Here is a 26,241-nt window from a genome sequence, read left to right as displayed (position 1 = left end):
CCATGGGAGCACTTTGGATCGCACATGTCACCGTGACAGACGAAGAAGCCTACGGCAAATACGCCGCCCTTGCGACGGAGGCCATTGCCAATCATGGTGGGACATTCATTGCGCGGGGCGGTCGGTTCGTGCAACTGGAAGGTCAGGCGCGTCCACGCAATGTCGTGGCGCGGTTTCCAGACGTTGAAACAGCTGAAAAATGCTATAACTCAGATGTTTATCAGCGTGCATTGAACCATGCGCGCGACGCGAGTGAACGCGAATTGATGATCATCGAAACCACCGAATAACCAAGTATCGCGGCACAGCCCGCTTCTTCTGGCCCTAAATATCCTGGGGTCCGGGGCAACGCCCCGGTTCAGCCTTACCCTGCTTTCGCCATCCGCTTGCGTTCATGCGGATCGAGGTAGCGTTTGCGCAGGCGGATGGCATTCGGCGTCACCTCAACCAACTCGTCATCATCGATATAGGCAATTGCCTCTTCCAACGACAAGGTCATCGGCGTCGTCAGACGTACCGCCTCATCGGTGCCGGACGCACGCACATTGGTCAGCTTCTTGCCCTTCAGCGGGTTCACTTCCAGATCGTTTTCGCGGCTGTGCTCACCGATGATCATGCCGGTGTAGACATCCGCCTGCGCACCAATCATCATCTTCCCGCGTTCTTCGAGGTTCCACAGGGCATAGGCCACCGAGGTGCCGTTTTCCATTGAGATCAGCACACCTGCGCGACGCCCCGGGATGGGTCCTTTATGCGGTGCCCAGGCGTGAAAAACGCGGTTCAACACGCCTGTGCCGCGCGTATCGGTCAGAAATTCACCGTGATACCCGATCAGTCCGCGTGAGGGCACATGCGCCACGATCCGGGTCTTGCCCGCGCCTGCGGGTTTCATCTCCACCAACTCGCCCCGGCGCACCCCGGTGATCTTTTCGATCACAGCACCGGAGTATTCGTCATCCACGTCGATCGTCGCTTCTTCGATGGGCTCGTGACGCTGGCCATCAATGTCCTGAAACAGCACTTGCGGGCGGGAAATGCTCAGCTCGAAGCCTTCGCGGCGCATATTTTCGATCAGAACACCCATCTGCAATTCGCCGCGCCCGGCAACTTCAAAGGCTTCGCCGCCCGGCGTGTCGCTAATCTTGATCGCGACGTTCGATTCCGCTTCTTTCATCAGGCGTTCGCGGATCACGCGGGATTGGACTTTCTTGCCGTCGCGCCCGGCCAGGGGGCTGTCGTTGATGCCAAAGGTGACGGTGATCGTGGGCGGATCAATGGGTTGCGCGGGGAGGGCCTCGGTCACTTGCGGGGCCACGATACTGTCGGCCACGGTGGCTTTGGACATACCAGCAAGGCTGACGATGTCACCGGCTTCGGCCAGATCAATCGGCTGTTGCGTCAGGCCACGAAACGCCAAAATCTTGGTGACGCGGAAGTTCTCGACCAAATCGCCATCCCGCGACAGCGCTTTGACGGTTTCCCCTGCTTTCAACGTGCCCGCCTCGACGCGGCCCGTCAGGATGCGCCCGATGAACGGGTCCGCGCCCAACGTGGTGGCCAGCATGCGAAACGGTTCATCCCGCTGCGCGACCTGCGCCGGACCGGGTACGTGATCGACGATCAGATCAAAAAGGGCGGAGAGATCAGTGCGCGGGCCGTCCAGCTCCATATCGGCCCAGCCGTTACGGCCGGAGGCATACATGGCGGGGAAATCGAGCTGATCGTCATCGGCACCGAGATTGGCGAAGAGATCAAAACACTCATCCAGCGCGCGGTCGGGTTCGGCATCGGGCTTGTCGACCTTGTTCAGCACAACGATGGGGCGCAGACCCAGGGCCAGCGCTTTGGAGGTTACGAATTTGGTCTGCGGCATCGGGCCTTCTGCCGCGTCAACCAGCAGGACAACCCCGTCGACCATCGACAGGATACGTTCAACTTCGCCGCCGAAATCTGCGTGGCCCGGCGTGTCGACAATGTTGATCCGCGTGCCTTTCCACTCCACCGATGTGGCCTTGGCCAGGATGGTAATCCCGCGTTCGCGCTCCAGATCGTTGCTGTCCATGGCGCGTTCTGCCGTGGCCTGATTTTCACGGAACGTGCCTGATTGCTTGAGCAGTTCGTCCACCAGCGTGGTTTTGCCGTGGTCAACGTGAGCGATGATTGCGATGTTGCGCAGGTCCATGACGAGAGCCTTTATTGGGAGATCACGCGGCAAAGGGCGCGTTTGTTGGGGGCGCATACCGCGCCTCCTGCCGGAAAGCTAGGGGAAATCTGAAAAGAGCGCCGCGGCTTAATGCACGGCGCTTTTGGAAAAGAGATGGATGATCAGAATGCCGACAATGATCAGCGTCAGACCCAGCACCGCGGGCAGGTCCAGGCGCTGTCCGAAAACGATGAAACCGATGATCGCAATCAGGACAATCCCCAGGCCCGACCAGATTGCATAGACGATCCCCACGGGCATGAATTTCAGCGCCAACGCCAAAAGATAAAACGAGATGCCGTAGGCCACGACCACCAGTATGGAAGGCCAAAGCCGGCTGAATTGCTGGCTGGCCTGCAGGGCGGTGGTGCCAATGGTTTCTGCGACAATGGCAAGCACGAGGTAGAGGTAATGCATCGGCATGGGTGCGCCTTTCGGTCAGAGCGGCAATTGGTGGGTGTCTTTGATCTGTTCCATGACGAAACTGGCGGAAACGTCTGACAGGGGCACACGGCGGATCAGCGTCTGATATAGTCTGTCGTAATCTGCCATATCGGCAACACGCGCGCGGATCAGGTAATCCAGGTCGCCGGTCATGCGGTAGACCCCGAGGATTTCGGGCATCGATTTCGTGGCCTTTTTGAAGGTGTCGAGCCAGTCCGGCGCGTGAGCATTGGTGCGGATCATCATGAAAACCATCAGACCCAGCCCCAAGGCCTCGGGGTTGAGCAGCGTCACCCGTGCCGAAATCACGCCCGCCGCCTCCAGGGCTTTGATCCGGCGCCAGCAGGCATTGCGGCTGAGATGCACCGCCTCGCCAAGTGCGTCGAGCGAGAGGCTGGCATCCTGCTGCAGAAGTTCCATGATTTTGCGATCGATGTTATCGATTGTCACCATGAATTGTATTTTGTTGGGAAAATTTCACGACGTCAATCAAATTGGCGCAATCATTGGGATAACTTCTCAGCACGGTCTTGATACAACAGACAAGCCAAACAGGAGGTCCCAAATGTTCCAACGTATCTTTCTCTCTCATCCGGCGACGGTGGATGAGACGTTCTTCCAGCACATGCGGTTTGCCCTGACCTTCGCGTTTTCGCTTTTTGCGGCGGCGGGTGCGGCGCTTGTTCACGCGTTCATCCCTTGCCTTTTTGAAAAGACCGCAAGCCGGATCATCACGCGGCTTCATGGCCGTATCCACAACCGGGGCAGCTAGGAGAACCTCTGGCAGGTTTTGCGAGGGCGCATAAAAAAGGCCGGCTGTGATGCACCGGCCCTTTTCCCAAGAAAATTGCTGAGCTACCCCGCCAGCGCTTTGTTCAGGTTCTCGTCGACCTTCTCCAGGAAACCCATGGTTGTCAGCCAGCGCTGGTCCGGTCCGACCAAAAGCGCCAGATCCTTGGTCATGAACCCGCTTTCGACAGTGTCCACGACAACCTTCTCCAGGGTTTCCGCGAAATGCGCCAAGGGGGCATTGTCGTCCAATTTCGCCCGGTGCTTCAGACCGCCGGTCCAGGCGTAGATCGAGGCAATGGAATTGGTGGAGGTCTGCTCGCCCTTTTGATGCTGGCGGTAGTGGCGGGTGACGGTGCCATGGGCGGCCTCGGATTCCACCACCTTGCCATCGGGCGTCATCAGCACCGAAGCCATCAACCCCAAAGAGCCAAAGCCCTGCGCCACGGTATCGGATTGCACATCCCCGTCGTAGTTTTTGCAGGCCCAGACATAGCCGCCCGACCACTTCATCGCAGAGGCGACCATGTCGTCGATCAGCCGGTGTTCGTACCAGATCTCGGCCTCCTTGAATTTCTCGGCGAATTCCTCGTCGAAAACCTGCTGGAAAAGCTCCAGAAAGCGGCCGTCATATTGCTTGAGGATCGTGTTCTTGGTCGACAGATAGACCGGCCAGCCCAGTGTCAGACCGTAGTTGAAGGAGGCCCGCGCGAAATCAATGATGGACTTATCAAGGTTGTACATGGCCATCACCACGCCGCTGTCAGGCGCATCAAAGACATCGCGCTCGATCTCGGTGCCATCTTCGCCGACGAACTTCAGGGTCAGTTTGCCTTTGCCCGGGAATTTGAAATCCGTGGCGCGGTATTGGTCACCGTAAGCGTGGCGTCCGACGACAATGGGCCGGGTCCAGCCCGGCACAAGCCGCGGCACGTTCTTGCAGATGATCGGCTGGCGAAAGATCACCCCGCCCAGGATATTGCGGATGGTGCCATTGGGCGAGCGCCACATCTGTTTCAGACCGAACTCTTCCACACGGGCTTCATCCGGTGTGATGGTGGCGCATTTCACGCCGACACCGTGTTCCTTGATCGCATGAGCCGCATCGACCGTGATCTGGTCATCGGTCTCGTCGCGGGCCTCGATGCCCAGATCGTAGTATTTCAGATCGACATCCAGGTAGGGCAGGATCAGTTTTTTCTTGATGAAGTCCCAGATGATGCGGGTCATTTCATCGCCGTCGAGTTCGACGATTGGGTTATCCACCTTGATCTTTGTCATGCCGGGCTCCTGTGAGGTATGTCGGTTCGGTTTGCGCGCGGTTTAGCGTGTTCGGCGGGCTTTGAAAAGATGGTATGCAAATGTATACCGTTTGAATTTCAGAATGGGGTCAGCGCCTATTGAGCCATGTGCCCAAGAGTGTCACACCAGCCAGTCCCGCCAGGGTGACACCGCCGATGACCGAGAACAGCGCCCAGGGGACATCTTCGGCGCTGCAGTCCAGACGCGGCCCCATGATCGCCAGAACACCGACCGAAAAGAGCATGTAGATGACGCTGGAAAATCCGGTAACGCGCCGGGCGGGTGTGGTCTTTTCAAAGATGAAGGGGCTGGCGAAGACCGCGAGGGTTATCAGGAAGAAGGGAATGAAAACCTCGATGAACCGGTCCGGGGTCTGCAACGCATGGCGGGCCGCCCCGATGAGCGCCTCGCCCCGGCCTGAGAATTCAACACCCCTGAAGGCATCAATGCAGGGAAATTCAAAGGCATAGGCCCCCACGGAAAAAAGACCGCCAATTGCTGCCGACAGGCCAAAGATCAACGGGAGGCTGGCGCGAAAATCGGACATATCAGCTTTCGGCGAAGAAGGTGTTGAGCTTGGGTTGCAGCCAGCTCCAGAGCCCCGGCGCGCCGCGTTTTACCGGTGTGCCTACGCGGGCTTCAAGCTGTGCATAGGAGACGTTGTAGTCTTTCCACGATCCGCCGCCATTGGCCAGATTGCCGATGGGGGTCTGCACCCGGTCAATGGATTTGGCAAAGATGGCATCGGCGCTTTCTGCAGCCTCGAACTCTTCCCAGAGCGCGCGAAAGGTCTCGGCCTGATCGGCGGGCAGCAGGCCGAAAATCCGATCCGCCGCGGCGGCCTCCTCGGCGGCCATCGCGTCGGCATCCACCTCGCCGTGTATCGGGTTGTCGCCCGCGTCGATCTCAACCAGGTCGTGCAGCAGCAGCATTTTCAGTACCCGGTCGATCCGGACGTCGGGGCCGGCCTGATCGGCAAGCACAAGCGCATAGAGCATCACGTGCCATGAGTGTTCCGCGGAATTTTCAAACCGGCTGGCATCATGCAGGCGCGAGGCGCGCAGGACCGACTTCAGCTTGTCCGCCTCGCTCAGGAAAGCGATCTGGGCGGACAGCCGGTCATCCATCTTTTGGTGGCTCCAGCGTGCGGGCCATGTCTTCTTTGAGGGTCTTGAGCAGTTCACGGGCGCGCTGCTCGGCACGTCGGACCCGGACCGCCGTCAGATAGGCCTCTTCCATCGTCTGGGAGGAGCCGCCAATGGTGTCGGCGATGCGCTGGACAAAGGCATCATCGCCCGTCGCATTGATAATCTTGAGGCTTTCCAGCGCCAGTTCGTCGGCAACGTCTTCAACAATGCCCATGAGATCACCGCGTCGTTTCTGTCAGACGCCTTTTGACATAGGACGTCGTGGTGTCGATCAGCGTATCCAGGTGCGGTTCTTCAAAGAAATGCCCGGCCCCTTCGACCTGTTCATGGGTGATGGTGATGCCCTTCTGCTCATGCAGCTTGGCCACCAGCGATTCTGTATCACTAGGCGGGGCCACGCGGTCCGCCGTGCCGTTGATGATCAGACCGGAGGACGGGCAGGGCGCGAGGAAGGAAAAGTCATACATGTTGGCGGGGGGGGCCACGGAGATGAAGCCGGTGATTTCCGGGCGTCGCATCAAAAGCTGCATGCCAATCCACGCCCCGAAGGAAAAACCGGCTACCCAACAGTGCTTGGAGTTGTTATTCATGGACTGCAAGTAATCCAGCGCGGAGGCCGCGTCAGACAGCTCGCCAATCCCCTGATCATATTCCCCCTGGCTGCGCCCGACACCGCGGAAATTGAACCGCAGAACGGTAAAGCCCATATTGTAGAAGGCATAATGCATCCGGTGCACAATCACGTGGTTCATCGTGCCGCCGAATTGCGGATGCGGATGCAGGATGATTGCAATCGGTGCGTCGCGTTCTTTTTGAGGGTGGTAACGGCCTTCGAGGCGGCCTTCGGGTCCTGGGAAAATGACCTCGGGCATGAGCGTCCCTGTTTCAATGTCTATTCGTGCCTTGCGAATTCTTGACTGCTCCGCTGGGGCACCTTAGAACGGTTCTAATTCGTGCGCACTTCGTTCCTCGGAGTGCGAAACTCGGACTTAGGCATTTTATTTGTCCGCGTCAATCAATTGCGGCTGAACCCACGATCGCAAGGAGCCTTAACGTGAAACTTTCGACAAAGGGCCGGTACGCCATGGTGGCGCTTGCAGACATCGCGCTGCAACCCGAAGGGCAATTGGTGACGCTGGGCGACATCGCCGAACGGCAGTCGATTTCCCTGCCGTATCTGGAGCAGCTCTTCGTGAAACTGCGCCGGGCGGAGCTGGTGTCTTCGGTGCGTGGTCCCGGGGGCGGCTACAAGCTGGCGCAACGCTCCTCGGATATTCGCGTGGTCGATATCCTCTCGGCGGTGGATGAAACCGTCGATGCGATGCACAAGGGGGCAGGAGCCTCCGGTGGGGCCTCGGGCAGCCGTGCGCAGTCCCTGACGAACCGCCTCTGGGAAGGGCTCAGCGCCCATGTCTATGTGTTCCTGCATCACACCCGCCTGTCGGATGTGGTGGCCAACGAGCTTGCGCCCTGTCCAGCGGTGCCGAACCTCTTTGACGTTGTAGACGAGGCATGAAGCGCGTCTATCTCGATCATAACGCTACGTCCCCCCTGCGCGCAGAGGCGCGGCAGGCGATGATCGATGCCATAGATGTGATCGGCAATCCTTCCTCCGTGCATGCAGAAGGGCGGCAGGCCAAGGCGTTGGTCGAACGGGCACGGGCGCAGGTGGCGGAGCTTGTGGGATGCAGAACAAACCAAGTAATCTTTACCGGGAGTGCGACAGAGGCTGCCGCTTTGGCCGTTGCACAGAAGAGCAGACACGGCGGAGTCTTTGCCGCCCTGCCCACTGAACATGATTGTTTGCGCGTGTGGGCGGATGAAGAATTGCCAGGTCTTTTTGACAAAGACGGCAATGTGGACCTTTCCGAGTACAATTTCATAGATTGGGTGTGCGGAAGGGTTGGTGACTTTTGGGATCACAAAGATGGTTCCGTTGCTTTGCTGGCAATATCCGCCGCCAACAGCGAGACGGGAGTGGTCACTCCTCTTTCGCGTGTGTCACCGGATGGACGGATTAATACGCTAGCGCTTGGGGTGATACCCTATTCGGTTGTTTGTGATGTGACTCAGATGGCGGGAAAAATGCCTGTGCTCTACGAGAAAGATACTCGGAAAGCGTCAAACGGTGAGAAGCGGCCCTCCTACATGATCCTATCAGCGCACAAGCTGGGCGGACCGAAAGGTGTCGGCGCGCTGATCAATTTCACGGCTGATGATCCGGAGGCTATCCTTCGCGGCGGCGGACAGGAAATGGGCCGTCGGTCGGGCACCGAGAACGTCATCGGCATTGCCGGATTTGGGGCTGCAGCGGAGGCTGCGGCACGAGATGTAGCGGCGGGGCGTTGGGATGAAGTCGAAAAACTTAGAAAGATTCTAGAAAACACTCTTGCAGGGGGCGCGAAGGAGACTATTTTTGTCGGGAAAGGCGCAAACCGCCTGCCGAATACCTCCTGCTTTGCCACGCCCGGCTGGAAGGGCGAGACTCAGGTGATGCAGATGGATCTCGCAGGTTTTGCCATCAGCGCAGGTTCGGCCTGTTCCAGTGGCAAAGTGCGTGCCAGCACGGTGCTCCGTGCCATGGGATACGACGATGAGACCGCCAGCAGCGCCATTCGGGTGTCGCTGGGTCTGGAGACAACAGAGCAGGACGTGGCACGGTTCGCCGAAGCCTGGCTTGAACAAGAACGTAAATTTCGTGCCCGCGCGGCATGAGTTTGGAGGGAAAGATGGCAGCACTGGACAACACCATAGCGGACCAGATTCAGGTCAAGGAAGGCGTCGATCAGGAAACCGTTGATGCGGTGCGCGAGGTCGGTGGCAAGTATAAATACGGCTGGTCCACGGACATCGAGATGGAATATGCGCCCAAGGGTCTCAGCCCTGATATCGTGCGCCTGATTTCCGAGAAAAACGAAGAGCCGGAGTGGATGACCGAATGGCGGCTGGCGGCCTATGAGCGCTGGTTGCAGAAGAAAGAGCCCAAGTGGGCGATGGTCGATTATCCGGAGATCGATTTCCAGGACCAATACTACTACGCGCGTCCGAAATCGATGGAGGTCAAGCCGAAGTCGTTGGATGAGGTCGATCCCAAGCTGCTGGAAACATATAAGAAACTCGGCATTCCGCTGAAGGAGCAGATGATCCTCGCAGGCGTCGAGGGTGCTGAGGAACTGGGTGACGAGCCGCGCAAGGTGGCCGTAGATGCGGTGTTTGACTCTGTCTCGGTCGGCACGACGTTTCAGGACGAGCTTAAGAAGGCGGGCGTGATTTTCTGCTCCATCTCCGAAGCGATCAAGGAGCATCCGGAGCTGGTGAAGAAATACCTTGGCACTGTCGTGCCGGTCAGCGACAACTACTATGCAACACTGAACTCGGCAGTTTTCTCGGATGGCTCGTTCGTTTACGTGCCACCGGGCGTGCGCTGCCCGATGGAGCTCAGCACCTATTTCCGCATCAATGCGGAGAACACCGGGCAGTTCGAACGCACTCTGATCATCGCCGACAAAGGTTCCTATGTTTCGTACCTCGAAGGCTGCACCGCGCCACAGCGCGACATCGCGCAGCTGCACGCAGCAGTGGTCGAAATCATCGTCGAGGAAGATGCGGAGGTGAAATACTCCACCGTGCAGAACTGGTACCCGGGCGATGAGAATGGCAAGGGCGGCATTTATAACTTTGTGACCAAGCGGGCCGATTGCCGAGGTGACCGCGCCAAGGTGATGTGGACGCAGGTGGAAACCGGCTCTGCCGTGACCTGGAAATACCCTAGCTGCATCCTGCGCGGGGATGATACGCAGGGCGAGTTCTACTCGATTGCCATCGCCAACAACATGCAGCAAGCCGACACCGGCACCAAGATGATCCACCTGGGCAAGCGTACCAAATCGCGTATTGTCTCCAAGGGCATCAGCGCGGGCAAGGCGCAGAACACCTATCGTGGGCTGGTATCAATGCATCCCAAAGCCAAGGATTCGCGTAACTATACGCAATGCGACAGCCTGCTGATCGGCGGGGACTGCGGTGCTCATACAGTGCCGTATATCGAGGTGAAGAATAACTCCTCTCGCGTCGAGCATGAGGCGACGACCTCCAAGGTGGATGACGATCAGCTCTTCTACTGCCGCTCGCGTGGCATGGATGAGGAGGAAGCCGTGGCCCTGGTGGTCAATGGGTTCTGCAAGGACGTACTACAGGCGCTACCGATGGAGTTCGCCATGGAAGCGCAGCAGTTGGTGGCGATTTCGTTGGAAGGGTCGGTTGGATAAATGGTTAAACCCCGCTCGGAAAATAAACCGCCTAGTCTCCTCGGTTTTGCTTTCTGGATACTGAAATCTGTTGTGGAAAAGGCGATACTTGTAGGAACGTGCCTCCTTCTGGGTTTCATTGCGGCAATTGCAAGTTGGTGGGCAACCTCTGTCTTCACAAGCGATCAGGGTACCGCAATTTTGGTTGCGTTTGTCGCGGGTATCGCGGCTTTCGCAATTTCGTGGATTTCTGTCCTATTTATTACTTATCGGGACGAAACATCTGGCCGGAACAAGCGCTCTAATCAAACAATCATGAGAGAATAAAGTTGTGATCCTCACCACCACAAACACAATCGAAGGCCATCCGATCACCGCCTACAAGTGCATCGTCGTGGGCGAGGCCATTATAGGCGCGAGCATCGCGCGGGATTTCTTTGCCACCACGTCGGTAGAAAGGTCAGTACGGTAATGGCACCGGGGGCGTCACATAACGGAAACGATATCCGAGTTCGGCTAGGTAATCCCGGGCGACTTCTTCCTGAGACGCGCGAGTTGACGCTACTCATCCTCGGGCATCTCATCGTGTTTTTCATGTCGATGGGCCACGATGAAATCGTTGCTGAACTTGTCGAAGATGGATGGTTGATCGGGCAATACGCGGAGCGGTTTGAGATCGTCATCGGGTTTGTCCTGTTTTTATGCTGGAGCGCGCTCACACTTAGGCTGTTCACCGTGCTTCAACGTGCGCGCGCGTCCAGCGGTTTGTGCCCGGCCTGTGACGAAGCCAAGCGATAAGACTGGAAACGATGATGATCCTGACCACCACCAACACCGTCGAAGGCCGCCCGATCACTGCCTACAAGGGGATCGTCGTGGGTGAGGCAATCATGGGCGCGAATATCGTGCGCGACTTCTTTGCCTCTGTCACGGATGTGATCGGCGGGCGCTCGGGCGCCTATGAAAGCAAGCTCAAGGATGCCCGCGATGAAGCCATGCATGAGATCGAGGAACGCGCGGCTGCGCTGGGGGCCAATGCGGTTGTGGGTATCGATCTAGATTACGAGGTGATCGGGGACAGCATGCTGATGGTTTCCGTCTCCGGTACGGCTGTCACGATCACCTGAAGAACATCGCACAATACACTGAATAAGAACACTTTCCGCCCCGGTGGAACCCGAATGAAAAGGATAAGAAAATGCTGAGCATCAAGAACCTGCATGTGAAACTCGAAGAAGAGGATAAGCAGATCCTCAAAGGTGTCGATCTGGAAATCGAAGCGGGCACTGTCCATGCGATCATGGGGCCCAATGGCTCCGGCAAGTCCACGCTGTCATATGTTCTGTCCGGCAAGGATGGCTATGAGGTAACCGAAGGCGCGGCCACGCTTGAGGGCGCGGATGTGCTGGAGATGGAGCCCGAAGAGCGCGCCGCGGCTGGCCTGTTTCTGGCGTTTCAATACCCGGTCGAAATCCCCGGTGTGGGCAATATGACCTTCCTGCGCACGGCGGTGAACGCGCAACGCAAAGCCCGCGGCGAGGAGGAAATGTCTGCCTCTGACTTCCTCAAGGCGGTGCGTGCCCGCGCCAAGGAGCTGAAGATCGACGCGGATATGCTGAAACGGCCCGTCAATGTGGGCTTTTCCGGTGGCGAGAAAAAGCGTAATGAAATCATGCAGATGGCCATGCTTGAGCCCAAGATGTGCATTCTGGATGAAACCGATTCCGGCCTGGATGTGGACGCGATGAAACTGGTCTCCGAAGGCGTGAATGCTCTGCGTTCCGAAGGGCGCGGTTTTCTGGTGATCACCCACTATCAGCGCTTGCTCGATCACATCAAACCGGACGTTGTGCACATCATGGCGGACGGCAAGATCGTAAAATCGGGGGGGCCGGAACTGGCGCTCGAAGTCGAAAACAACGGCTATGCCGGCATCCTGGCTGAGGTGGCGTAATGGCCGAAGCTGCAACACAAATGACAGCGACCGAGGCCCGGCTTGACGCTTTGAGCCTGCCGCAGGGGGGATGGTCCGAGGCCGCGCGCAAAGATGCTTTGGCACGTGTGCGCGCCATGAGCCTGCCGGACCGGCGCGATGAGTATTGGAAGTACACCCGCCCGGAAACGCTGGTGCAGCCGGGCGCCGTCCCGGCAGCCCTTTTCGACAATGATGAAGCGCCGATTTTTGGCGAGATGGACCGGCTGAACATCGTCTTTGTCGACGGTGTCTTTGATGCGGAAGCCTCCGATGATCTGTCGCTCGAAGGGGTGACCATCGAACGCCTTGCCGACACGAGGTCGGATATTCACTGGGCGCGCGATCTCTACGGCGTGCTGGAAGCCAGGGGGCAGGACCCGGTTGTCCGACCGCTGGCTGCGCTGAATACCGCTTTCGCCACGGACGGCGTGCTGATCCATGTCACGGGCAAACCGTCGAAGCCGATCAATCTGACGTATCATCACCGGTCAGAAACCAGCGATGCGGTACTGCACCACGTGATCCGTTTGGATGCGGGGGCGGAAGTCACGGTTCTGGAAAACGGCCCGGCCGCGGCGCGCTTCAACAAATGTATGGAGGTTGATGTCGCGGACGGGGCACAATTCCATCACGTCCGGGCGCAAGGGCGCGATCATGAGCGGCGCGCGGCCACGCATCTCTTTGCCCGGTTGGGCGAGGAGAGCACCTTCAAATCGTTTACGCTGACCGCCAATGGCGTGCTGACCCGCAATGAATGTGTGATTGAGCTGACCGGCGATAATGCGGTGGCCCATGTGGCGGGTGCCTGTGTTGGTGACGGGGATTTCCACCACGATGATACGGTGTTCATCACCCATGATGCGGTCGGCTGCGAAAGCCGCCAGGTCTTCAAGAAGGTGCTGCGCAATGGCGCAACCGGCGTGTTCCAGGGCAAAATTCTGGTCAAGAAAGATGCCCAGAAAACAGACGGATATCAGATCAGCCAATCCCTCCTGCTGGATGATGACAGTCAGTTTTTGGCCAAGCCGGAGCTGGAGATATACGCCGATGATGTGGCCTGTTCCCACGGCTCCACCTCGGGGGCGATTGACGAGGACGCGCTGTTTTACCTGCGCTCGCGCGGCGTGCGCGAAGCTCAGGCGACGGATCTTCTGACATTGGCCTTCCTTGCGGAAGCGGTGGAAGAGATCGAAAACGAGGATCTGCGCGAAGAGATCAATGACCGTCTTGCGGCCTGGCTGGAACGGCATCGCGGCTAATGGCGGTCACGCGCAACATCACGGCGACCTATCGCAACCCGGGCAAAGTATTGCGCGGGTTGTTGTCGCTTGGACCGCGTGAGGACCGCGCTCTGGCGTATCTGATGGCGGGTTGCGTGATTGTCTTTATCGCGCAGATGCCACGGCTCGCCCGCGAGGCGCATATTGAAGGCACCGAGTTGAACATGCTGCTGGGCGCCTCGCTCATGGCCTGGGTTTTTATTGCGCCGCTGATGCTGTATGGCCTTGCCAGCCTGTCGCATCTTGTGGCCAAGCTTTTTCGCGGGCAGGGGAGCCATTATGGCGCGCGGCTGGCGCTGTTCTGGGCATTGCTCGCCGCGTCCCCGCTGATGTTGCTCAACGGGCTTGTGGCAGGGTTCATCGGGCCGGGATTGGAATTGCAGATCGTGGGGCTTGCGTGGTTTTTGGTGTTTGGCTGGTTTTGGATCGGCGGGTTGATCGCCGCAGAAAGGACGCCTGAGTGACTGTGGCAGTGGATTGGCCGCAACTGGCCCTGCTGACCCTGCGCGATCCCAAATCCGCAGCGGTGCAGATCATGAGCTGGCAGATCGGACGCACCGAGCTGTGGATGGCCGCAGCATTGGTGGCGATCATCAGCACGATCATGTCGTCCCTGTCGAACTACCTGATCCCGGTCCCCGATCCACTGGCGGGTATGGTTGCGAGCCCCTTTACGCTTTTCATGATCGTTGCGGGTGGTTTTGTCATCACCGTGCATGCGATTTACTGGACCGGGCGCGCGATCGGCGGCAGCGGTGACATGGACGATCTGCTGGCGCTGCTGGTGTGGATGCAGGTCCTGCGCGCGGTCGCCCAGGTTGCCGTTCTGCTCACCGTTCTGTTGGTGCCTTTTCTGGCTGGTTTCCTGGTGCTGCTCATCGGGATTGCGACGCTTTGGGTGTTTTTGAATTTCATCAGCGCCGGGCTTCAGCTCAATTCTCTGGCCCGCGCCGTTATGGTCCTGCTGGCGGCGGTTCTGGCGCTGTCTGTGGGATTTTCCCTGCTTTTTTCCATGATTGGCGTCAGCGCCCTCGGAGTACCCGCGAATGTATGATGTCACCGAAATCCGCAATGATTTTCCAATCCTTGGCCGTGAGGTCAATGGCAAGCCTCTGGTCTATCTCGACAATGGAGCCTCTGCGCAAAAGCCGCAGGTGGTGATTGATGCCGTCACCAACGCCTATGCCAACGAATACGCCAATGTGCACCGCGGGCTGCATTATCTGTCCAATCTGGCCACGGATAAATACGAAAGCGTCCGGGGCGTGATTGCAAGGTTCCTGAACGCAGGGTCCGAAGATGAGATCGTGCTGAACTCCGGCACCACCGAAGGCATCAACATGGTCGCCTACAGCTGGGCGATGCCGCACATGGAAGCGGGCGATGAGATCGTGCTGAGCGTGATGGAGCACCACGCGAATATCGTGCCCTGGCATTTCCTGCGCGAACGGCAGGGCGTGGTGCTGAAGTGGGTGGACATAGACAGCACTGGCTATCTCGATCCGCAGGCTGTTATCGATGCGATTGGGCCAAAGACGAAATTGGTGGCGATTTCCCACCTTTCCAACCTCTTAGGCACGCGGGTGGATGTGAAAACCATCACACAGGAAGCGCATGCCCGCGGGGTGCCGGTCTTGGTGGATGGCAGTCAGGCAGCGGTGCACCAGCCGGTAGATGTCTCCGACATCGGCTGTGATTTTTACGCCATTACGGGCCACAAGCTTTATGGCCCGTCCGGGTCCGGTGCGATCTATGTCAAATCAGATCGTATGGCCGAGATGCGACCCTTCATCGGGGGCGGCGATATGATCCGTGACGTCAGCAAGGAAACCGTCACCTATAATGATCCGCCGATGAAATTCGAAGCGGGGACACCCGGGATTGTCCAGACCATCGGGCTTGGCGTAGCGCTGGAATACATGATGGGCCTGGGGATGCAGAATATCGCAGCCCATGAAGATCACTTGCGGGACTATACTGTTGAAAAACTGGGTGGATTGAACTGGCTGCAGGTCCAGGGCACGACGCCGGACAAGGCTGCGATCTTCAGCTTCACGATGGATGGGGCCGCGCATGCGCATGACATTTCCACGATCCTCGATAAAAAGGGTGTCGCGGTGCGGGCGGGGCAGCATTGTGTCGGGCCCCTGATGGCGCATATGGGTATTCCGGCCAGCTGTCGTGCGTCGTTCGGGCTCTACAACACCAAGGCAGAAGTCGATGTTCTGGTGGATGCGCTGGAGCTTGCACATGATCTTTTCGCCTGAGTGAATTAAATCACGGAGCTTCCCCGCGATTTCCCTCCAATTTGGGTGATTTGGTTGGGTGCGCGGATTGGTATGTTTCGATGATGTCGCTAAACGCTACGATCTCCGTTGGCACATCCGTTTTGCCGTTGCGAGGGGACAATCATGCCGCTATACCGCGCATCAGTGGACCCTTAGCTCAGCTGGATAGAGCGCTGCCCTCCGAAGGCAGAGGCCAGAGGTTCGAATCCTCTAGGGTCCGCCATGAAATCAATAACTTTGCCATTCGTCCTCTCTTTAGTATCTGTTCCGCGTAACAAAACACAGTTTGGTACGCCTTCACTGCAACGGATACATAGGTTGTTGTTATGAATGACCTCTCAAGCTCTGTTTCTGTTCATGTCTTCGACTGCGTGCTGCACCTGGGCGATCGCATCAATGATCCCCTTTTCAACTTCCTTGACCGCCCTGTAACATCTTTCGAATGGACAATCGCATCGTCCGGCGCTTCCACGCGCGCCATGGTCACCGCTCACATAATTGTACTTTCTTCCAAAGCCCCAGAAGCTAGATTGCAGCGCATGAATGCAATGTTAAACCGAGCCCGACAGGCAAGCACCTTCCGTCCTTTCCGGAAAGCTTGAATGGGATCAGCAAATGTACACGTCAGGGTGAAATGTTGAGAGCTTTTCTAGCGATTGCCGCGATCCTGACCTCGCTTTGGGTTCTCGAAAGCGCGCGGCAGGACGTTGATATTTCACGCTTCGATATCGGCCAAACACCTGTCACCGAATTTTCCATCGCAGAGAGCGACGGGCCGGTGGTGGTAATAGCGCACGGCTTTGCCGGCTCGGCCCAGATGATGCAGGGGTACGCGCTGCCCCTGGCGCGGGCCGGATACCGGGTGGTCGTGTTTGAATTCCTCGGTCACGGGCGGCACCCGGACCCGATGTCCGGCGATGTAAACGCGATTGACGGCACGACGCGCGTGCTCGTGGAGCAAACGCAGGAGATCATTGATGCTGTGACGCCGGGCGATCACCCGGTCGCGCTGGTTGGTCATTCCATGGCGACTGATATTCTGGTGCGTACAGCCACGACGCGGCAAGATATTGGCCCCATTGTCCTGATCTCCGCCTTTTCGCAGGTGATTGACGCCCAAAACCCCCAAAATCTTTTGCTGGTGACCGGGGCCTGGGAACCCGGGCTGCGCGGTTTTGCGCAAGAGGCGTTGCAAATGGTGGCACCGGATGCGGCCGAGGGCGAGACGGTCACAACGGGGGATGTCACGCGCCGCGCCATTGCTGCGCCTTTCGCCGAGCACGTCTCTGTCTTGCAGAGCCGCGCGGGGCGGCGCGAGGCGCTGGCCTGGCTTGATCGGGCCTATGACCGGCGCTCGGACGTCGGTATCCTGCCTACCGGCTGGGCAATCCTCGGTCTGCTCTGCGGGCTGGTGCTGCTCTTCGTGAGCCTCGCAAAGCATCTGCCAGCACGCGTTTTTCCCACGCCGGAGCTGAGCCGCACGCGGTTTTCAATCCTGGTGTTACTGCCGATGGTGCTCACGCCGCTGATCGCCGTGCCCATGAACCCAGAGTTCCTGCCCGTCCTTGTTGCCGACTACCTGGTTTTGCACCTGATGATTTTCGGTGCGGTGCAACTTGCCTTGCTTTGGATGTGGGGCGTACGGGCAGGGGGGCTCTGCATCACCGCGTTTGTTGTGCTTCTGTTTTTCTGTGTGCTTTTTGGGGTGGCCCTTGACCGATATGCCGCGAATTTCTGGCCAACGCCTGAGCGGCTTGCCATCATTGCCGCGATGCTGCTGGGTGCGGTGCCCTATATGCTTGCGGACGCAATGCTGACGACAAATGCCACGCGTCTCAGACGCCTTGGATTGCGCATGGGTTTGCTGATCTCGCTTTTCGGCGCTGTTACGTTGGACTTCGACAGCCTGTTTTTCCTGGTGATGATCGCGCCGGTTCTGGTGCTGTTCTACCTGGTTTTCGGGACCATGGGCCGCAGTGCCGCAACCAGGTCAGGGCCGCTGGCATCGGGTCTTGCACTGGGTATCGTGCTGGCCTGGGCGCTTGGTGTCAGTTTCCCACTTTTCCAAGTATAAACTTATCTCGGGCGGTTTTTGGAATAGCTTCGCGCGGCATGCAACCTGCCATGAGCCTCAGCAACTGGCGCATTTGGCCGAACAGATTAACAGTGATTGACAGCATCCCTGACGAAGGGTCCTTTGTCCATAAAGTTAAACGGGGTTCCGAAATGTCCAAAAGCATCCGACGCGTCGAAGAGGCCGCGCGCGCGGCATCGCTGCAGATTGAAATAGAACGCATGCCAGACAGCACCCGCACCGCCAGCGAAGCCGCCGAGGCCTGCGGGTGTTCCGTCGCCCAGATCGTGAAATCTATGGTCTTCGAAGGGGCCAGTACGGGCAGGCTCAAGCTTTTGCTGATCAGTGGAAAACATGACGTTGATCTTGGCAAAGCCAAGGTGCTTTTCGGCGAAGAGCTGATCCGTGCCGATCCAAAACGGGTGCGGTCGGAAACCGGGTTTGCCATTGGCGGTGTCTCGCCCCTTGGCCATCTGTCGGAAATCGAGACCTGGATGGATACCGAGCTGCTGGGGCATGACACCATATGGGCCGCCGCTGGCGCGCCGAATGCGGTTTTCAGTGTCGCGCCAGAGGGGCTCCTGGCCGCAACTGCGGCCAAAGTGCTGGACCTGAGCGGCTAACCTTTCACCCGGCTTTGCGGTGCTGCGTCAACATCCTGCAACATGGCCATCAATTCGCTCGCCCAGCTGTCCTTGATCCGGCGCGCCAACTGCGACAGCGGACGATGCAGCGGGGTCAATATTGAGTACTCGTACCGGATCGCATCTTCCATCGGGACAAAGACAATCTCTCCCCGACCGATCTTCAATTCGCGTTCCGTGACAACCGTCAAGGGATCGACAATGGACAGACAATGACCGGAGGTGATGAACGGCATCAGCGGCAGGAAAAACTGACTTGCATTCACAACATTGAAGCGCGCACCAACCTGATCAAACGCCCGGGTGAGGGTCCGTGACAAGGGATGATTTGCATGCAGCGTGCCCATGGGTTGGTTGTCCAGGTCGGCGACGGAAATCACTGCCTGGCGCGCCAGCGGATGGTCCCGGTGCAGCGCACAAAAGCAGCGCGCATCGATGATTTCCGCATGGTATTGCGGGGTCTTTCCAATCGGATCGTCAAAATCTGCAAAACCGAAATCGATGCTTTGGGTGCTGGCCAACTCGCGGATCTGAGGAGAGCTGCGAGAGGAAAACGTGATCCTGAAATCCGTGGTTTCCGCGACTGTGCGGCTGATGAATCGGGGAAAAATGAACGCCGACGGTCCGGGCATCGCAGCAACGTTCAGACTACCGGATTGCGCGTTGCGCAGGCTTTTCATGGTGCCGGACACGGTTGTCAGCCGGTCAAGTATCTCGGAGGATTCCGCCAGCAGATATCGCGCCTCCGGCACGGGCACAAGTTGGCGTCCCCGGCGTTCGAAGAGCTTCAAATCAAGCGATTTTTCCAGATTCTTGATGGCAAGGCTGATGGCGGGCTGGGTCCGGCCCAGTTTCTTGGCTGTTTGCGAAATGGACCCGGATTCCATGACCTCGCGGAAGACGGTGAGTTGGGTGAGATTCATCTGATGTTCCATAAGGAATACTTTGTGAAAGTTAAATATATTAAATTTGTTTTTATGTGATTTCCCGTTAGGCTGGTCGTCGCAATAATCGGGAAAACCGATACAGAAAACCTCAACCGGGAGACCACAATGACATTCACAAAGACACTGGCAGGGATCGCCCTGACCGCTGCGTTGGCCGTGCCTGCACTTGCGCAGGATCCTACGTTTTTCCGCATCGGTACGGGCGGGGCTGGCGGAACCTATTTCCCCATCGGCGGCACCATCGCAAATGGTATCTCCGCGCCTCCCGGCTCGCGGGCCTGCGACGAGGGCGGCCAATGCGGCGTGCCCGGGCTGATTGCGATTGCGCAATCGACAACGGCCTCCGTTTTCAACAACGCCGCCGTGCAGAACGGTGAGCTGGAAGCGGGGCTGGCCGCGGCCGATGTGACACGCTCGATGTATCTGGGCGAGGGCAAGTTTGAGGGCAAACCGCACCCCAAGCTGCGCATCATCGCGAACCTCTTCCCCGAAGACCTGCATCTGGTGATGCCGCAGGGCAGCGAAATCAGCAATCTGGGGGATCTTGCGGGCAAGCGTGTGGGCATCGCTCAGGCGGGGTCCGGCACGCAGGTGGCCGTGCTGCAGATGCTCGACGCCTGGGGCGTGAATCGCGACAATATGGAAGAGGCGGAACTGAACAACAGCCAGTCTGCCGAACGGCTCGCGGATGGTCAGATCGACGCCTATTTCTACGCTGCGGGCTGGCCGGTTGCCGCGATGGTGCAGCTTGCGTCCACCAAGGGCATGAGCCTGCATTCCTTCTCCGAGGAAGATCTGGCCAAGATCAACGAAATCATCCCTGCCTATATCCCGTCGAAAATTCCGGCTGGTGTCTATGAAGGCGTGGATGAAGACATTCTGACGCCTGCCGTCTCGGCGATGCTGGTTGTCTCCTCGGATCTGAGCGACGAGTTGGTTTACGGTCTGACCAAGGCGCTGTGGAACGACAACACCCGCAAGCTGCTCGACAACGGCCACGCCAAGGGCAAGCAGATCACACCGGACACGGCGCTGGATGGCGTCGAAGCCTTGGGTGTTCCGCTGCATCCCGGTGCCGAGAAGTTCTACAAAGAAGCTGGTCTTCTGAAGTAATCACCTGACCTTTCCTGGTCAAAACCCATGCCGGTGCCCCAATGATGCGGGGCACCGCATTCTCCGAATGCAAGCATTGCCAAGGGGGCATTCCAATGTCGGACCCATCTCAGACCGATCAGCACGACCTGACCGACGCGGAACTGGCCGCGATCGAAGAGAAATTTGACGAAGGGTCCGCGACCCGATCCGTCGGGCCGACCACCGGGCATATCCTGCGCGCTGTCTCGCTTGTCTTTGCCCTCTATCACTACATCACTGCCGGGTCTGGTCTGCCTGCGGATCACTGGCACATGGGCTGGCATCTGGCCGGCCTCTTCATTCTGACCTACGCGCTTTTCCCGATTATCGGCGCAAGAAGCCTCTATGCGCAGAAGCTCAGCGCCTTTCGCATCGGCAACATCCCCCTCTACGACCTTGTTTTCATGGCGCTTGGTGTCGCCTCCGCCCTCTACGTCGGCCTTGCCTGGCGCGGCGTGCCGAGCTTGGGGATCGAGGAGCAGACCTTCCGCATGGGCAACCCCAATGGCTATGACGTATTTTTCGGCGTGGTCATCATTTTGCTGGTGCTCGACATCGCGCGGCGCACGCTGGGCTGGGTGCTGCCGCTGATCATCTGCGTCTTCATTTCCTACGCACTGCTGGGCCCCTATTTCCCCGGCCTGCTACAACATCCCGGGGTGAATTTCAAAACCTTCGTCTCCTCGATGTACTTCCCGCAGGAAGGCATCTTTGGCGTCACCCTATGGGTGGTTTCGACCATCGTGTTCCATTTCGTCCTCTTCGGGGTGATCGCGCAGCGCACCGGGCTGGGGCAGCTCTTCATCGATAATGCCACGATCCTCGCGGGCCGCTATACGGGCGGTCCGGCCAAGGTCTCGGTGGTGTCATCCGCCTTTTTCGGCACGATTTCCGGCTCTTCCGTCGCCAATACCGTGTCGACCGGGGCGCTCACCATTCCCAATATGAAACGCCTCGGATACCCTGGCCATTTCGCGGGGGGCGTCGAAGCGGCGTCTTCTGCCGGGGGGCAGATCACGCCGCCGATTATGGGGGCTGCGGCCTTCATCATGGCGGAATTTCTGGAGCTTCCCTACACCACCATCGTGATTGCCGCGATCTTTCCCGCGCTGCTGCACTATGTGGGCGTCTTTACTGTTGTGCACCTGATGGCGCGCAAGCTGGACCTCAGAGGTCTGACCAAAGACCAACTGCCCAAGCTGGCTGCGGTCTGGCGCGAAGGCTGGGCCAATATCGTGCCGTTGATCGGTCTGCTGGTGGTGCTGTTTTCGGGCTATACACCCTTTATGTCCGCCTTCTGTGGCATTTCGCTGGCCGTTGTTGCGGGGATGTCGCGGCTCAGGGAGCCGCCGACGCTGGTCTATGCGGCCGCCTTCATGGCCTTTGTGCTCTGGAAATTTTCCGACGGCGGGTTTGACCTGACAATGACCATCATCCTCTGCGCGGGCTCGGCCATCGCCACGCTCAACCCACAGGTGCGGATCAGGATCCCGGAGATGGCCGCCTCGATGGAGCTCGGCGTGAAATACGCACTGGCCGTGGGGGCCGCCTCCGCCGCTGTGGGCATCGTGGTTGGGGTGATCAACACCACCGGCATCGGCTTTCGCATCGGCTTCATGGTGACCCAGGGCGCGGGCAACCTCGCCACCGACATCTTTGGTTTCATGACCCTGGGCGGGCTGTTGGAGCTCTTTACCGTGCAGGATCTGCAGCTCTTTATCTCTTTGGTTTTCATCGCCATCGCCTGCATTCTGATGGGCGCGGGCATCCCTACCACGGCGCTCTATATCATGCTGGTGTCGGTCGCTCAGCCCGCGCTGGCGCAGCTTGGGGTGCCCCCCATCGCGAGCCATATGTTCGTGCTTTACTACGGGGTTGTGTCCGAGATCACGCCCCCGGTCTGTACCTCCGCCTATGCCGCCGCGGCTATTGCCAATTCCAACCCGTTCCGCACCGGGCTGTCGGCCTTCTCGCTGGGGCTGGGCAAGGTGGTGGCGCCCATGGCTTTCGTCTATGCGCCGGTGCTGCTCTTTGTTTCCTCGACGGGTTTCGACCTGTGGGAGTTCACCTATACGGCCAGTTCCTGCATCGCCGGTGTCGTGGCCCTGTCGGCGTCGGTCGTCGGCTACTGGCTGGTGCCGATGGGGCGGGTGTCGCGCATCCTGATGGCGGTTGCCGGGCTGGTCTTTGTCGCCCCCTCCTTGTCGGCGGATCTGGTGGCTCTGCTCATCGCGTCACCGGTCATCGTGACACAGATCATTGCCCGGCGCGCCGCTGTGGCGCCTGCCTGATCCTCGTGCAGCCACCTGTGACCATCATTGGCGCCGGGATCGTCGGCATCTGTTGCGCGCTGTCCCTGCAGGAGCGTGGTGTGCAGGTGCGTCTGATCGACCGTGGCGCACCGGGGCAGGAGACCTCCTTTGGCAATGCCGGGGTGATCTCGCCCTGGTCGATTGTACCGCAAGCGGTGCCGGGCATCTGGAAAAGCATTCCCGGAATGTTGCTGAACCCGTCGGGGCCGCTGTCGGTGCAAGCGCGTTTCTGGCCTCGGATGATCCCCTGGGGGCTGCGGTTTCTCAGCAAATCAAGCGCATCAAGCACGCGCCGTGTCGCGGATGCGATGGAGCTACTCTGCGGGCCTTCCGTGATGCTCTTTCGTCGCCACCTGTCGGGCACAGGCCATGAGGATCTGGTTGTGGACAGCTGCTATGTGCACGCCTTTCGCAAAGCTGAAAAAGCCAGTCTGGCGGATCTGGGATACGCGATCCGGCATGAAAAAGGGGCGGAGATGGAAATGGTCGGGGCGGACGCACTGCACCGGTTGGAGCCCGCGCTGTCGCGGGATTTCAAAGCCGCTATCCTGATCAAGGGGCAAGCGCGTGCGCGGGCGCCCGGACGGATCGCAAAGGTGCTGGCCGAAAAGATCCTCCAGCAAGGCGGGTCATTTGTCAGTGCCGAAGTCACAGCGCTGGAGCGGGCAGGGGATGACGGCTGGTGGGTACGGACCACGGGCGAGGATATTTCGGCCCAAAGGATCATTCTGGCCGCAGGGGTCTGGAGCGCTGCGCTACTGAAACCCCTTGGCCTCTCCGTCCCGCTGGCTGCGGAACGTGGGTATCACGTCGAATTTCCACATGCCGCGCTTGCGCTTGAGAATTCGGTCATGGATGTGGATGCCAAGATCGTTGCAAGCGCGATGGAAGGGGGCATACGGGTCGCGGGATCTTCTGAATTCGCCACACCGGATGCGCCGGCCAATCCGCGCAAGAAGGCGCTGCTGGCGCGGCAGGCGAAAGCGATGCTGCCTGATCTGGAGATGCGGGATGTCAGGTTCTGGATGGGGCGGCGCCCCTCATTTCCCGACAGCTTGCCCGCTCTGGGCGAAATCAATGGCACACCGGGTCTTTTTGCGGCCTTCGGGCATTCGCATTACGGGCTGATGATGGCGCCAAAAACCGGCGAATTGGTGGCGGATCTGGTTGCTGGTGTGGTGCCCAATCTGGATCTCAGCCCGTTTGATCCCGGCCGGTTCTGAAACATCCCTGTTGGAAAGGAACATCCCATGGTGACATATGCGGGCGGGCAGAACATCTGTGGCGCAACCATTGGCGTATTATGTCTTGAAAGCTATTTTCCCAAACCGCCCGGCCATATCAAGAACCCTTCAAGCCTCCCATTCCCGGTGCTCTATGAGATGATTGAGGGCGTGAAAGTGCCCGATTTGTTGCATGATCCCAACCCCGCCTTGTTGGAGCCGTTTCTGGAGGGCGCGCGCCGTCTGGAGCGGAGCGGGGTGCGCGCCATCACCGGCAGTTGCGGGTTTCTGGCACTTTTCCAGAAAGAACTGGCCGCTGCGGTCGATATTCCGGTGTTTGCGTCAAGCCTGATCCAGGTGCCTTTGGCGTTTCACATGACCGGGGCTGCGGCACCCGTTGGCATATTGACGGCGGATGCCTCGGCCCTGACGCCCGGACATCTTGAAGCCGTCGGCGCGGGCACCGTGCCCATCGCCGTTGAAGGGCTCGAACAAAGCGCAGAATTTGCCGCCGTTATTCTGCGCTACGAGCGTACTGCGCTGGATTTGGATAGGGTCGAAGAGGAGGTGCTGGCTGCGGCGCATCGGCTTAAATCCCGCGCGCCTGACATCCGTTCGCTTGTGCTGGAATGTACCGATCTGCCGCCTTATGCGGCGCGGTTGCAGGGCGCTTTGAAACTGCCGGTCTTTGATCTTACCACCCTGGCCACGATGGCACATGATGTCACAACGCGGCGCGGGTACAGTGGTTTTATGCCGTGGTAAGCGCAAGGCGGCCTGATGTGCGCCAGTCATGCCATTTGACTAGTGGTCGCCCAGATCACCGGGCCACACACCGGTCCATTCATGGTGTCCTCTGGCGTTCAGAATGGCCGCCAGTTTGATGCCTTCGTCGGTAGATACGAGCAGGGCAGAGGAGGTGAAAGGCGGTGCTGCGCGGAGGTTCTTGCGCATCAGATTGGTCTCGTAAGTCCCGATCCAGGTGCCGTCCATGCAGTTTTCCAGCCCCAGGGGCCGCCGGTAGATATTGTCGAGCTGCATGATGTCGCAGGCCGTCAGGTAATGGTCGAAATTCTTGCGCAGCTCATCCTCTGTCGACAAAAACACCGGCCCATCCTTGGTGACCATCGAAATGGGCAGGATGATCAGGCTGCGCCATGCCGCGAAATCCCGCTCGATAAAACACGCCGACATCCGGTCCAGCAAATCCTGGAACTCCTGCACGTGAATGGAAGAAGGCGGTTTCGATGACGGCAAGGTATTTGGGACCCTATCAGAGATGACCTAAGTGCAGCGTTACGGTCATGAGCGGTGCCCAGAACCGCATCAACGATAGGGTCTGCGGATTGCTATTCCCTTAACCTGCGACGCTGTTTTTCTTTTTCGGCAGGATCGCCTCGGCCAAAGCGGGCGAGGGCAACTGCAGATATTCCACCAGCATGATGTTCATCGGCTGGTCCTGCACATGAGACACGAAAAAGCGAATGAAGCTCTTGCCGAGCATCGCACCGCCTTCGCGGTAGTGCGACCATTGCACCCAAACCGATTTCCGATCACCACGTGTAAGCGATTGCGCAATCACATCGCAGGCCGTGTGCGTATAGCCTGCACCCTGCAACAATTGCCGGTATTTCCCGTGAGCGTCGACCATCTCCTCTGCTGAGTTCATGACGATCATATGGTCCTGATAGTAAACTGCGGTCGGGAAGGAGAAATGCGCCGCGATCCGGTGCAATTCGCCGGACGTAAAATGCCCGGCCAGTTGTTCAAAATGAGTTTCGAGCGTCAGTTTCATCAGGTTCCCCTCCGCTTTTCAAACCCAGCAGTTTCTACCTGCGCCTGCACCACAGACAGAACGTCCCGCAGGCTGGGCACACCTTGAAAATGCATCTGCGAGCCGCTTTGTTCCATCAGGTTGCCCATCCAGCGCGGGTTGAACCGCGCATATGTCATGACCAGCGGGTCGCTTCCTGACAGCAGAGAGACAACCTCGCGGAGGCTCTCCAGGTTTTCCGCGCTGAGCGGATCGACCGGCCACAACAGCGCATCCACCGTCATGTTTGCCGCTTTGGCTCTGAAATCCTCAACACAGGCAAAGTGCAGGACCAACCATCCTGAGTCCTGCATAAATTCAGGGGCATTCGGAAAGTCGTCGCGCGCGTTCCAAAGAAGCAGGCTATGTGACGGGGTCACAGGGGTGCGAATATGCATTTTCTGCCCCTCCTGACGGG

30 protein-coding genes, 1 tRNA gene and 1 pseudogene are annotated in these 26,241 nt (G+C 58.7%); 20 read left to right on the top strand and 12 right to left on the bottom strand.

Annotated features, from left to right (window positions below; all coding sequences use genetic code 11):
• The first annotated feature begins 2 nt into the window (after positions 1 to 2).
• Entirely contained in the window at positions 3 to 290 is a 288-nt protein-coding gene (locus tag Q1A20_RS00535) for a DUF1330 domain-containing protein (protein WP_299404715.1), read from the top strand.
• A gap of 74 nt (positions 291 to 364) precedes the next feature.
• Here Q1A20_RS00535 and typA read toward each other — a convergent pair whose 3' ends face one another.
• From typA to Q1A20_RS00520, 3 genes are all read right to left on the bottom strand, one after another.
• Positions 365 to 2,182, bottom strand: a complete 1,818-nt coding sequence (gene typA / locus Q1A20_RS00530) for a translational GTPase TypA (RefSeq protein WP_299404718.1) — start codon at positions 2,180 to 2,182, stop codon at positions 365 to 367.
• Positions 2,183 to 2,290: 108 nt separating this feature from the next.
• Positions 2,291 to 2,626 carry an SMR family transporter gene (locus tag Q1A20_RS00525; protein ID WP_299915548.1) on the bottom strand — a complete coding sequence of 112 codons (336 nt, stop codon included), beginning with the start codon at positions 2,624 to 2,626 and terminating at the stop codon, positions 2,291 to 2,293.
• A 15-nt stretch (positions 2,627 to 2,641) separates the two neighbouring features.
• Positions 2,642 to 3,100, bottom strand: coding sequence for an Lrp/AsnC family transcriptional regulator (locus Q1A20_RS00520; protein WP_299915547.1), 459 nt, complete (start codon positions 3,098 to 3,100; stop codon positions 2,642 to 2,644).
• Positions 3,101 to 3,212: 112 nt separating this feature from the next.
• Between Q1A20_RS00520 and Q1A20_RS00515 the strand changes: the two genes are divergently transcribed.
• Positions 3,213 to 3,419: a DUF6356 family protein gene (locus Q1A20_RS00515; protein ID WP_299915546.1), complete on the top strand. Its 207-nt coding sequence runs from the start codon at positions 3,213 to 3,215 to the stop codon at positions 3,417 to 3,419.
• Positions 3,420 to 3,502: 83 nt separating this feature from the next.
• Here the strand turns inward: Q1A20_RS00515 and Q1A20_RS00510 are convergent, their stop codons facing one another.
• The 5 genes from Q1A20_RS00510 to Q1A20_RS00490 all read right to left on the bottom strand — a co-directional run bounded on the left by Q1A20_RS00510 (position 3,503) and on the right by Q1A20_RS00490 (position 6,758).
• Positions 3,503 to 4,717, bottom strand: coding sequence for an NADP-dependent isocitrate dehydrogenase (locus Q1A20_RS00510; RefSeq protein ID WP_298969609.1), 1,215 nt, complete (start codon positions 4,715 to 4,717; stop codon positions 3,503 to 3,505).
• Between the two features lie 109 nt (positions 4,718 to 4,826).
• Entirely contained in the window at positions 4,827 to 5,285 is a 459-nt protein-coding gene (locus tag Q1A20_RS00505; protein ID WP_299915545.1) for a hypothetical protein, read from the bottom strand.
• A 1-nt stretch (position 5,286) separates the two neighbouring features.
• Positions 5,287 to 5,865 (bottom strand): HD family hydrolase, encoded by a 579-nt coding sequence (locus Q1A20_RS00500; RefSeq protein ID WP_299915543.1) that lies wholly within the window; start codon positions 5,863 to 5,865, stop codon positions 5,287 to 5,289.
• The gene (locus Q1A20_RS00495; protein WP_299404733.1) at positions 5,858 to 6,100 is read right to left on the bottom strand and encodes a hypothetical protein; all 243 of its coding nucleotides are present in this window, start codon (positions 6,098 to 6,100) and stop codon (positions 5,858 to 5,860) included. The genes Q1A20_RS00500 and Q1A20_RS00495 overlap by 8 nt, the downstream gene beginning before the upstream one ends.
• 4 nt (positions 6,101 to 6,104) lie before the next feature.
• Positions 6,105 to 6,758 (bottom strand): alpha/beta hydrolase, encoded by a 654-nt coding sequence (locus tag Q1A20_RS00490; protein ID WP_299404735.1) that lies wholly within the window; start codon positions 6,756 to 6,758, stop codon positions 6,105 to 6,107.
• A gap of 182 nt (positions 6,759 to 6,940) precedes the next feature.
• Between Q1A20_RS00490 and Q1A20_RS00485 the strand changes: the two genes are divergently transcribed.
• The 14 genes and pseudogenes from Q1A20_RS00485 (at position 6,941) to Q1A20_RS00420 (ending at position 18,373) form a co-directional block, all read left to right on the top strand.
• Positions 6,941 to 7,402, top strand: a complete 462-nt coding sequence (locus Q1A20_RS00485) for an Rrf2 family transcriptional regulator (RefSeq protein WP_298969604.1) — start codon at positions 6,941 to 6,943, stop codon at positions 7,400 to 7,402.
• Positions 7,399 to 8,601, top strand: coding sequence for an aminotransferase class V-fold PLP-dependent enzyme (locus Q1A20_RS00480; RefSeq protein WP_299915542.1), 1,203 nt, complete (start codon positions 7,399 to 7,401; stop codon positions 8,599 to 8,601). Before Q1A20_RS00485 ends, Q1A20_RS00480 begins: the two co-directional genes overlap by 4 nt.
• 14 nt (positions 8,602 to 8,615) lie before the next feature.
• On the top strand, positions 8,616 to 10,154 hold the full coding sequence (gene sufB, locus Q1A20_RS00475; RefSeq protein ID WP_298969602.1) for a Fe-S cluster assembly protein SufB: 1,539 nt from the start codon (positions 8,616 to 8,618) through the stop codon (positions 10,152 to 10,154).
• Positions 10,155 to 10,464: 310 nt separating this feature from the next.
• Positions 10,465 to 10,578: pseudogene (locus tag Q1A20_RS00470) on the top strand (heavy metal-binding domain-containing protein); the annotation flags it as partial.
• Positions 10,579 to 10,688: 110 nt separating this feature from the next.
• The gene (locus tag Q1A20_RS00465) at positions 10,689 to 10,931 is read left to right on the top strand and encodes a hypothetical protein (protein ID WP_299404745.1); all 243 of its coding nucleotides are present in this window, start codon (positions 10,689 to 10,691) and stop codon (positions 10,929 to 10,931) included.
• A 14-nt stretch (positions 10,932 to 10,945) separates the two neighbouring features.
• Positions 10,946 to 11,260, top strand: a complete 315-nt coding sequence (locus Q1A20_RS00460; RefSeq protein WP_299631173.1) for a heavy metal-binding domain-containing protein — start codon at positions 10,946 to 10,948, stop codon at positions 11,258 to 11,260.
• A gap of 71 nt (positions 11,261 to 11,331) precedes the next feature.
• A complete protein-coding gene (gene sufC, locus Q1A20_RS00455) occupies positions 11,332 to 12,087 on the top strand; it encodes a Fe-S cluster assembly ATPase SufC (protein ID WP_299404747.1) in 756 nt (251 codons plus the stop codon).
• The gene (gene sufD / locus Q1A20_RS00450) at positions 12,087 to 13,367 is read left to right on the top strand and encodes a Fe-S cluster assembly protein SufD (protein ID WP_299404750.1); all 1,281 of its coding nucleotides are present in this window, start codon (positions 12,087 to 12,089) and stop codon (positions 13,365 to 13,367) included. The genes sufC and sufD overlap by 1 nt, the downstream gene beginning before the upstream one ends.
• The gene (locus tag Q1A20_RS00445; RefSeq protein ID WP_298969597.1) at positions 13,367 to 13,852 is read left to right on the top strand and encodes a YIP1 family protein; all 486 of its coding nucleotides are present in this window, start codon (positions 13,367 to 13,369) and stop codon (positions 13,850 to 13,852) included. The genes sufD and Q1A20_RS00445 overlap by 1 nt, the downstream gene beginning before the upstream one ends.
• A complete protein-coding gene (locus Q1A20_RS00440) occupies positions 13,849 to 14,442 on the top strand; it encodes a YIP1 family protein (protein WP_299404753.1) in 594 nt (197 codons plus the stop codon). The genes Q1A20_RS00445 and Q1A20_RS00440 overlap by 4 nt, the downstream gene beginning before the upstream one ends.
• Positions 14,435 to 15,655: a cysteine desulfurase gene (locus tag Q1A20_RS00435; RefSeq protein WP_299404756.1), complete on the top strand. Its 1,221-nt coding sequence runs from the start codon at positions 14,435 to 14,437 to the stop codon at positions 15,653 to 15,655. Before Q1A20_RS00440 ends, Q1A20_RS00435 begins: the two co-directional genes overlap by 8 nt.
• Before the next feature lie 167 nt (positions 15,656 to 15,822).
• A tRNA-Arg gene (locus tag Q1A20_RS00430) sits at positions 15,823 to 15,899 on the top strand.
• A 411-nt stretch (positions 15,900 to 16,310) separates the two neighbouring features.
• Positions 16,311 to 17,750: an alpha/beta fold hydrolase gene (locus Q1A20_RS00425; RefSeq protein ID WP_299404901.1), complete on the top strand. Its 1,440-nt coding sequence runs from the start codon at positions 16,311 to 16,313 to the stop codon at positions 17,748 to 17,750.
• A 152-nt stretch (positions 17,751 to 17,902) separates the two neighbouring features.
• Positions 17,903 to 18,373 (top strand): YbaK/EbsC family protein, encoded by a 471-nt coding sequence (locus tag Q1A20_RS00420; RefSeq protein WP_299404904.1) that lies wholly within the window; start codon positions 17,903 to 17,905, stop codon positions 18,371 to 18,373.
• Here the strand turns inward: Q1A20_RS00420 and Q1A20_RS00415 are convergent.
• Positions 18,370 to 19,317, bottom strand: coding sequence for a LysR family transcriptional regulator (locus Q1A20_RS00415; protein WP_299404906.1), 948 nt, complete (start codon positions 19,315 to 19,317; stop codon positions 18,370 to 18,372). The genes Q1A20_RS00420 and Q1A20_RS00415 overlap by 4 nt on opposite strands.
• A 129-nt stretch (positions 19,318 to 19,446) precedes the next feature.
• On the opposite strand from Q1A20_RS00415, the gene Q1A20_RS00410 reads away from it, so the two are divergent.
• The 4 genes from Q1A20_RS00410 (at position 19,447) to Q1A20_RS00395 (ending at position 24,775) form a co-directional block, all read left to right on the top strand.
• A complete protein-coding gene (locus Q1A20_RS00410; protein WP_298975265.1) occupies positions 19,447 to 20,454 on the top strand; it encodes a TAXI family TRAP transporter solute-binding subunit in 1,008 nt (335 codons plus the stop codon).
• Between the two features lie 95 nt (positions 20,455 to 20,549).
• On the top strand, positions 20,550 to 22,766 hold the full coding sequence (locus Q1A20_RS00405) for a TRAP transporter fused permease subunit (protein WP_299915541.1): 2,217 nt from the start codon (positions 20,550 to 20,552) through the stop codon (positions 22,764 to 22,766).
• A gap of 17 nt (positions 22,767 to 22,783) precedes the next feature.
• Positions 22,784 to 24,010 (top strand): FAD-binding oxidoreductase, encoded by a 1,227-nt coding sequence (locus Q1A20_RS00400; protein WP_299915540.1) that lies wholly within the window; start codon positions 22,784 to 22,786, stop codon positions 24,008 to 24,010.
• A 27-nt stretch (positions 24,011 to 24,037) separates the two neighbouring features.
• Positions 24,038 to 24,775 carry an aspartate/glutamate racemase family protein gene (locus Q1A20_RS00395; protein ID WP_299404917.1) on the top strand — a complete coding sequence of 246 codons (738 nt, stop codon included), beginning with the start codon at positions 24,038 to 24,040 and terminating at the stop codon, positions 24,773 to 24,775.
• A 39-nt stretch (positions 24,776 to 24,814) separates the two neighbouring features.
• On the opposite strand, the gene Q1A20_RS00390 is transcribed toward Q1A20_RS00395, so the two are convergent.
• From Q1A20_RS00390 to Q1A20_RS00380, 3 genes are all read right to left on the bottom strand, one after another.
• The gene (locus tag Q1A20_RS00390) at positions 24,815 to 25,267 is read right to left on the bottom strand and encodes a hypothetical protein (protein WP_299915539.1); all 453 of its coding nucleotides are present in this window, start codon (positions 25,265 to 25,267) and stop codon (positions 24,815 to 24,817) included.
• A 100-nt stretch (positions 25,268 to 25,367) separates the two neighbouring features.
• The gene (locus Q1A20_RS00385; RefSeq protein ID WP_299915537.1) at positions 25,368 to 25,805 is read right to left on the bottom strand and encodes a hypothetical protein; all 438 of its coding nucleotides are present in this window, start codon (positions 25,803 to 25,805) and stop codon (positions 25,368 to 25,370) included.
• Entirely contained in the window at positions 25,805 to 26,221 is a 417-nt protein-coding gene (locus Q1A20_RS00380; protein ID WP_299404925.1) for a hypothetical protein, read from the bottom strand. The genes Q1A20_RS00385 and Q1A20_RS00380 overlap by 1 nt, the downstream gene beginning before the upstream one ends.
• Between the last annotated feature and the right edge of the window lie 20 nt (positions 26,222 to 26,241).

Source organism: uncultured Roseobacter sp., from assembly GCF_947501835.1.
Lineage (GTDB): Bacteria > Pseudomonadota > Alphaproteobacteria > Rhodobacterales > Rhodobacteraceae > Roseobacter.
The sequence above is the reverse complement of the archived record's forward strand: the minus strand, read 5'-3'. Positions and strand labels throughout refer to the sequence as shown.

Coding starts and splice junctions, on each gene's coding strand:
- sufB (WP_298969602.1), top strand. CDS start 8,616: ATGGCAGCACTGGACAACACCATAGCGGACCAGATTCAGGTCAAGGAA.
- Q1A20_RS00435 (WP_299404756.1), top strand. CDS start 14,435: ATGTATGATGTCACCGAAATCCGCAATGATTTTCCAATCCTTGGCCGT.
- sufC (WP_299404747.1), top strand. CDS start 11,332: ATGCTGAGCATCAAGAACCTGCATGTGAAACTCGAAGAAGAGGATAAG.
- Q1A20_RS00510 (WP_298969609.1), bottom strand. CDS start 4,717: ATGACAAAGATCAAGGTGGATAACCCAATCGTCGAACTCGACGGCGAT.
- Q1A20_RS00425 (WP_299404901.1), top strand. CDS start 16,311: ATGTTGAGAGCTTTTCTAGCGATTGCCGCGATCCTGACCTCGCTTTGG.
- Q1A20_RS00405 (WP_299915541.1), top strand. CDS start 20,550: ATGTCGGACCCATCTCAGACCGATCAGCACGACCTGACCGACGCGGAA.
- Q1A20_RS00490 (WP_299404735.1), bottom strand. CDS start 6,758: ATGCCCGAGGTCATTTTCCCAGGACCCGAAGGCCGCCTCGAAGGCCGT.
- Q1A20_RS00505 (WP_299915545.1), bottom strand. CDS start 5,285: ATGTCCGATTTTCGCGCCAGCCTCCCGTTGATCTTTGGCCTGTCGGCA.
- Q1A20_RS00445 (WP_298969597.1), top strand. CDS start 13,367: ATGGCGGTCACGCGCAACATCACGGCGACCTATCGCAACCCGGGCAAA.
- Q1A20_RS00395 (WP_299404917.1), top strand. CDS start 24,038: ATGGTGACATATGCGGGCGGGCAGAACATCTGTGGCGCAACCATTGGC.
- Q1A20_RS00420 (WP_299404904.1), top strand. CDS start 17,903: ATGTCCAAAAGCATCCGACGCGTCGAAGAGGCCGCGCGCGCGGCATCG.
- Q1A20_RS00515 (WP_299915546.1), top strand. CDS start 3,213: ATGTTCCAACGTATCTTTCTCTCTCATCCGGCGACGGTGGATGAGACG.
- typA (WP_299404718.1), bottom strand. CDS start 2,182: ATGGACCTGCGCAACATCGCAATCATCGCTCACGTTGACCACGGCAAA.
- Q1A20_RS00480 (WP_299915542.1), top strand. CDS start 7,399: ATGAAGCGCGTCTATCTCGATCATAACGCTACGTCCCCCCTGCGCGCA.
- Q1A20_RS00520 (WP_299915547.1), bottom strand. CDS start 3,100: ATGGTGACAATCGATAACATCGATCGCAAAATCATGGAACTTCTGCAG.
- Q1A20_RS00385 (WP_299915537.1), bottom strand. CDS start 25,805: ATGAAACTGACGCTCGAAACTCATTTTGAACAACTGGCCGGGCATTTT.
- Q1A20_RS00495 (WP_299404733.1), bottom strand. CDS start 6,100: ATGGGCATTGTTGAAGACGTTGCCGACGAACTGGCGCTGGAAAGCCTC.
- Q1A20_RS00535 (WP_299404715.1), top strand. CDS start 3: ATGGGAGCACTTTGGATCGCACATGTCACCGTGACAGACGAAGAAGCC.
- Q1A20_RS00525 (WP_299915548.1), bottom strand. CDS start 2,626: ATGCCGATGCATTACCTCTACCTCGTGCTTGCCATTGTCGCAGAAACC.
- Q1A20_RS00410 (WP_298975265.1), top strand. CDS start 19,447: ATGACATTCACAAAGACACTGGCAGGGATCGCCCTGACCGCTGCGTTG.
- Q1A20_RS00380 (WP_299404925.1), bottom strand. CDS start 26,221: ATGCATATTCGCACCCCTGTGACCCCGTCACATAGCCTGCTTCTTTGG.
- sufD (WP_299404750.1), top strand. CDS start 12,087: ATGGCCGAAGCTGCAACACAAATGACAGCGACCGAGGCCCGGCTTGAC.
- Q1A20_RS00500 (WP_299915543.1), bottom strand. CDS start 5,865: ATGGATGACCGGCTGTCCGCCCAGATCGCTTTCCTGAGCGAGGCGGAC.
- Q1A20_RS00415 (WP_299404906.1), bottom strand. CDS start 19,317: ATGAATCTCACCCAACTCACCGTCTTCCGCGAGGTCATGGAATCCGGG.
- Q1A20_RS00460 (WP_299631173.1), top strand. CDS start 10,946: ATGATCCTGACCACCACCAACACCGTCGAAGGCCGCCCGATCACTGCC.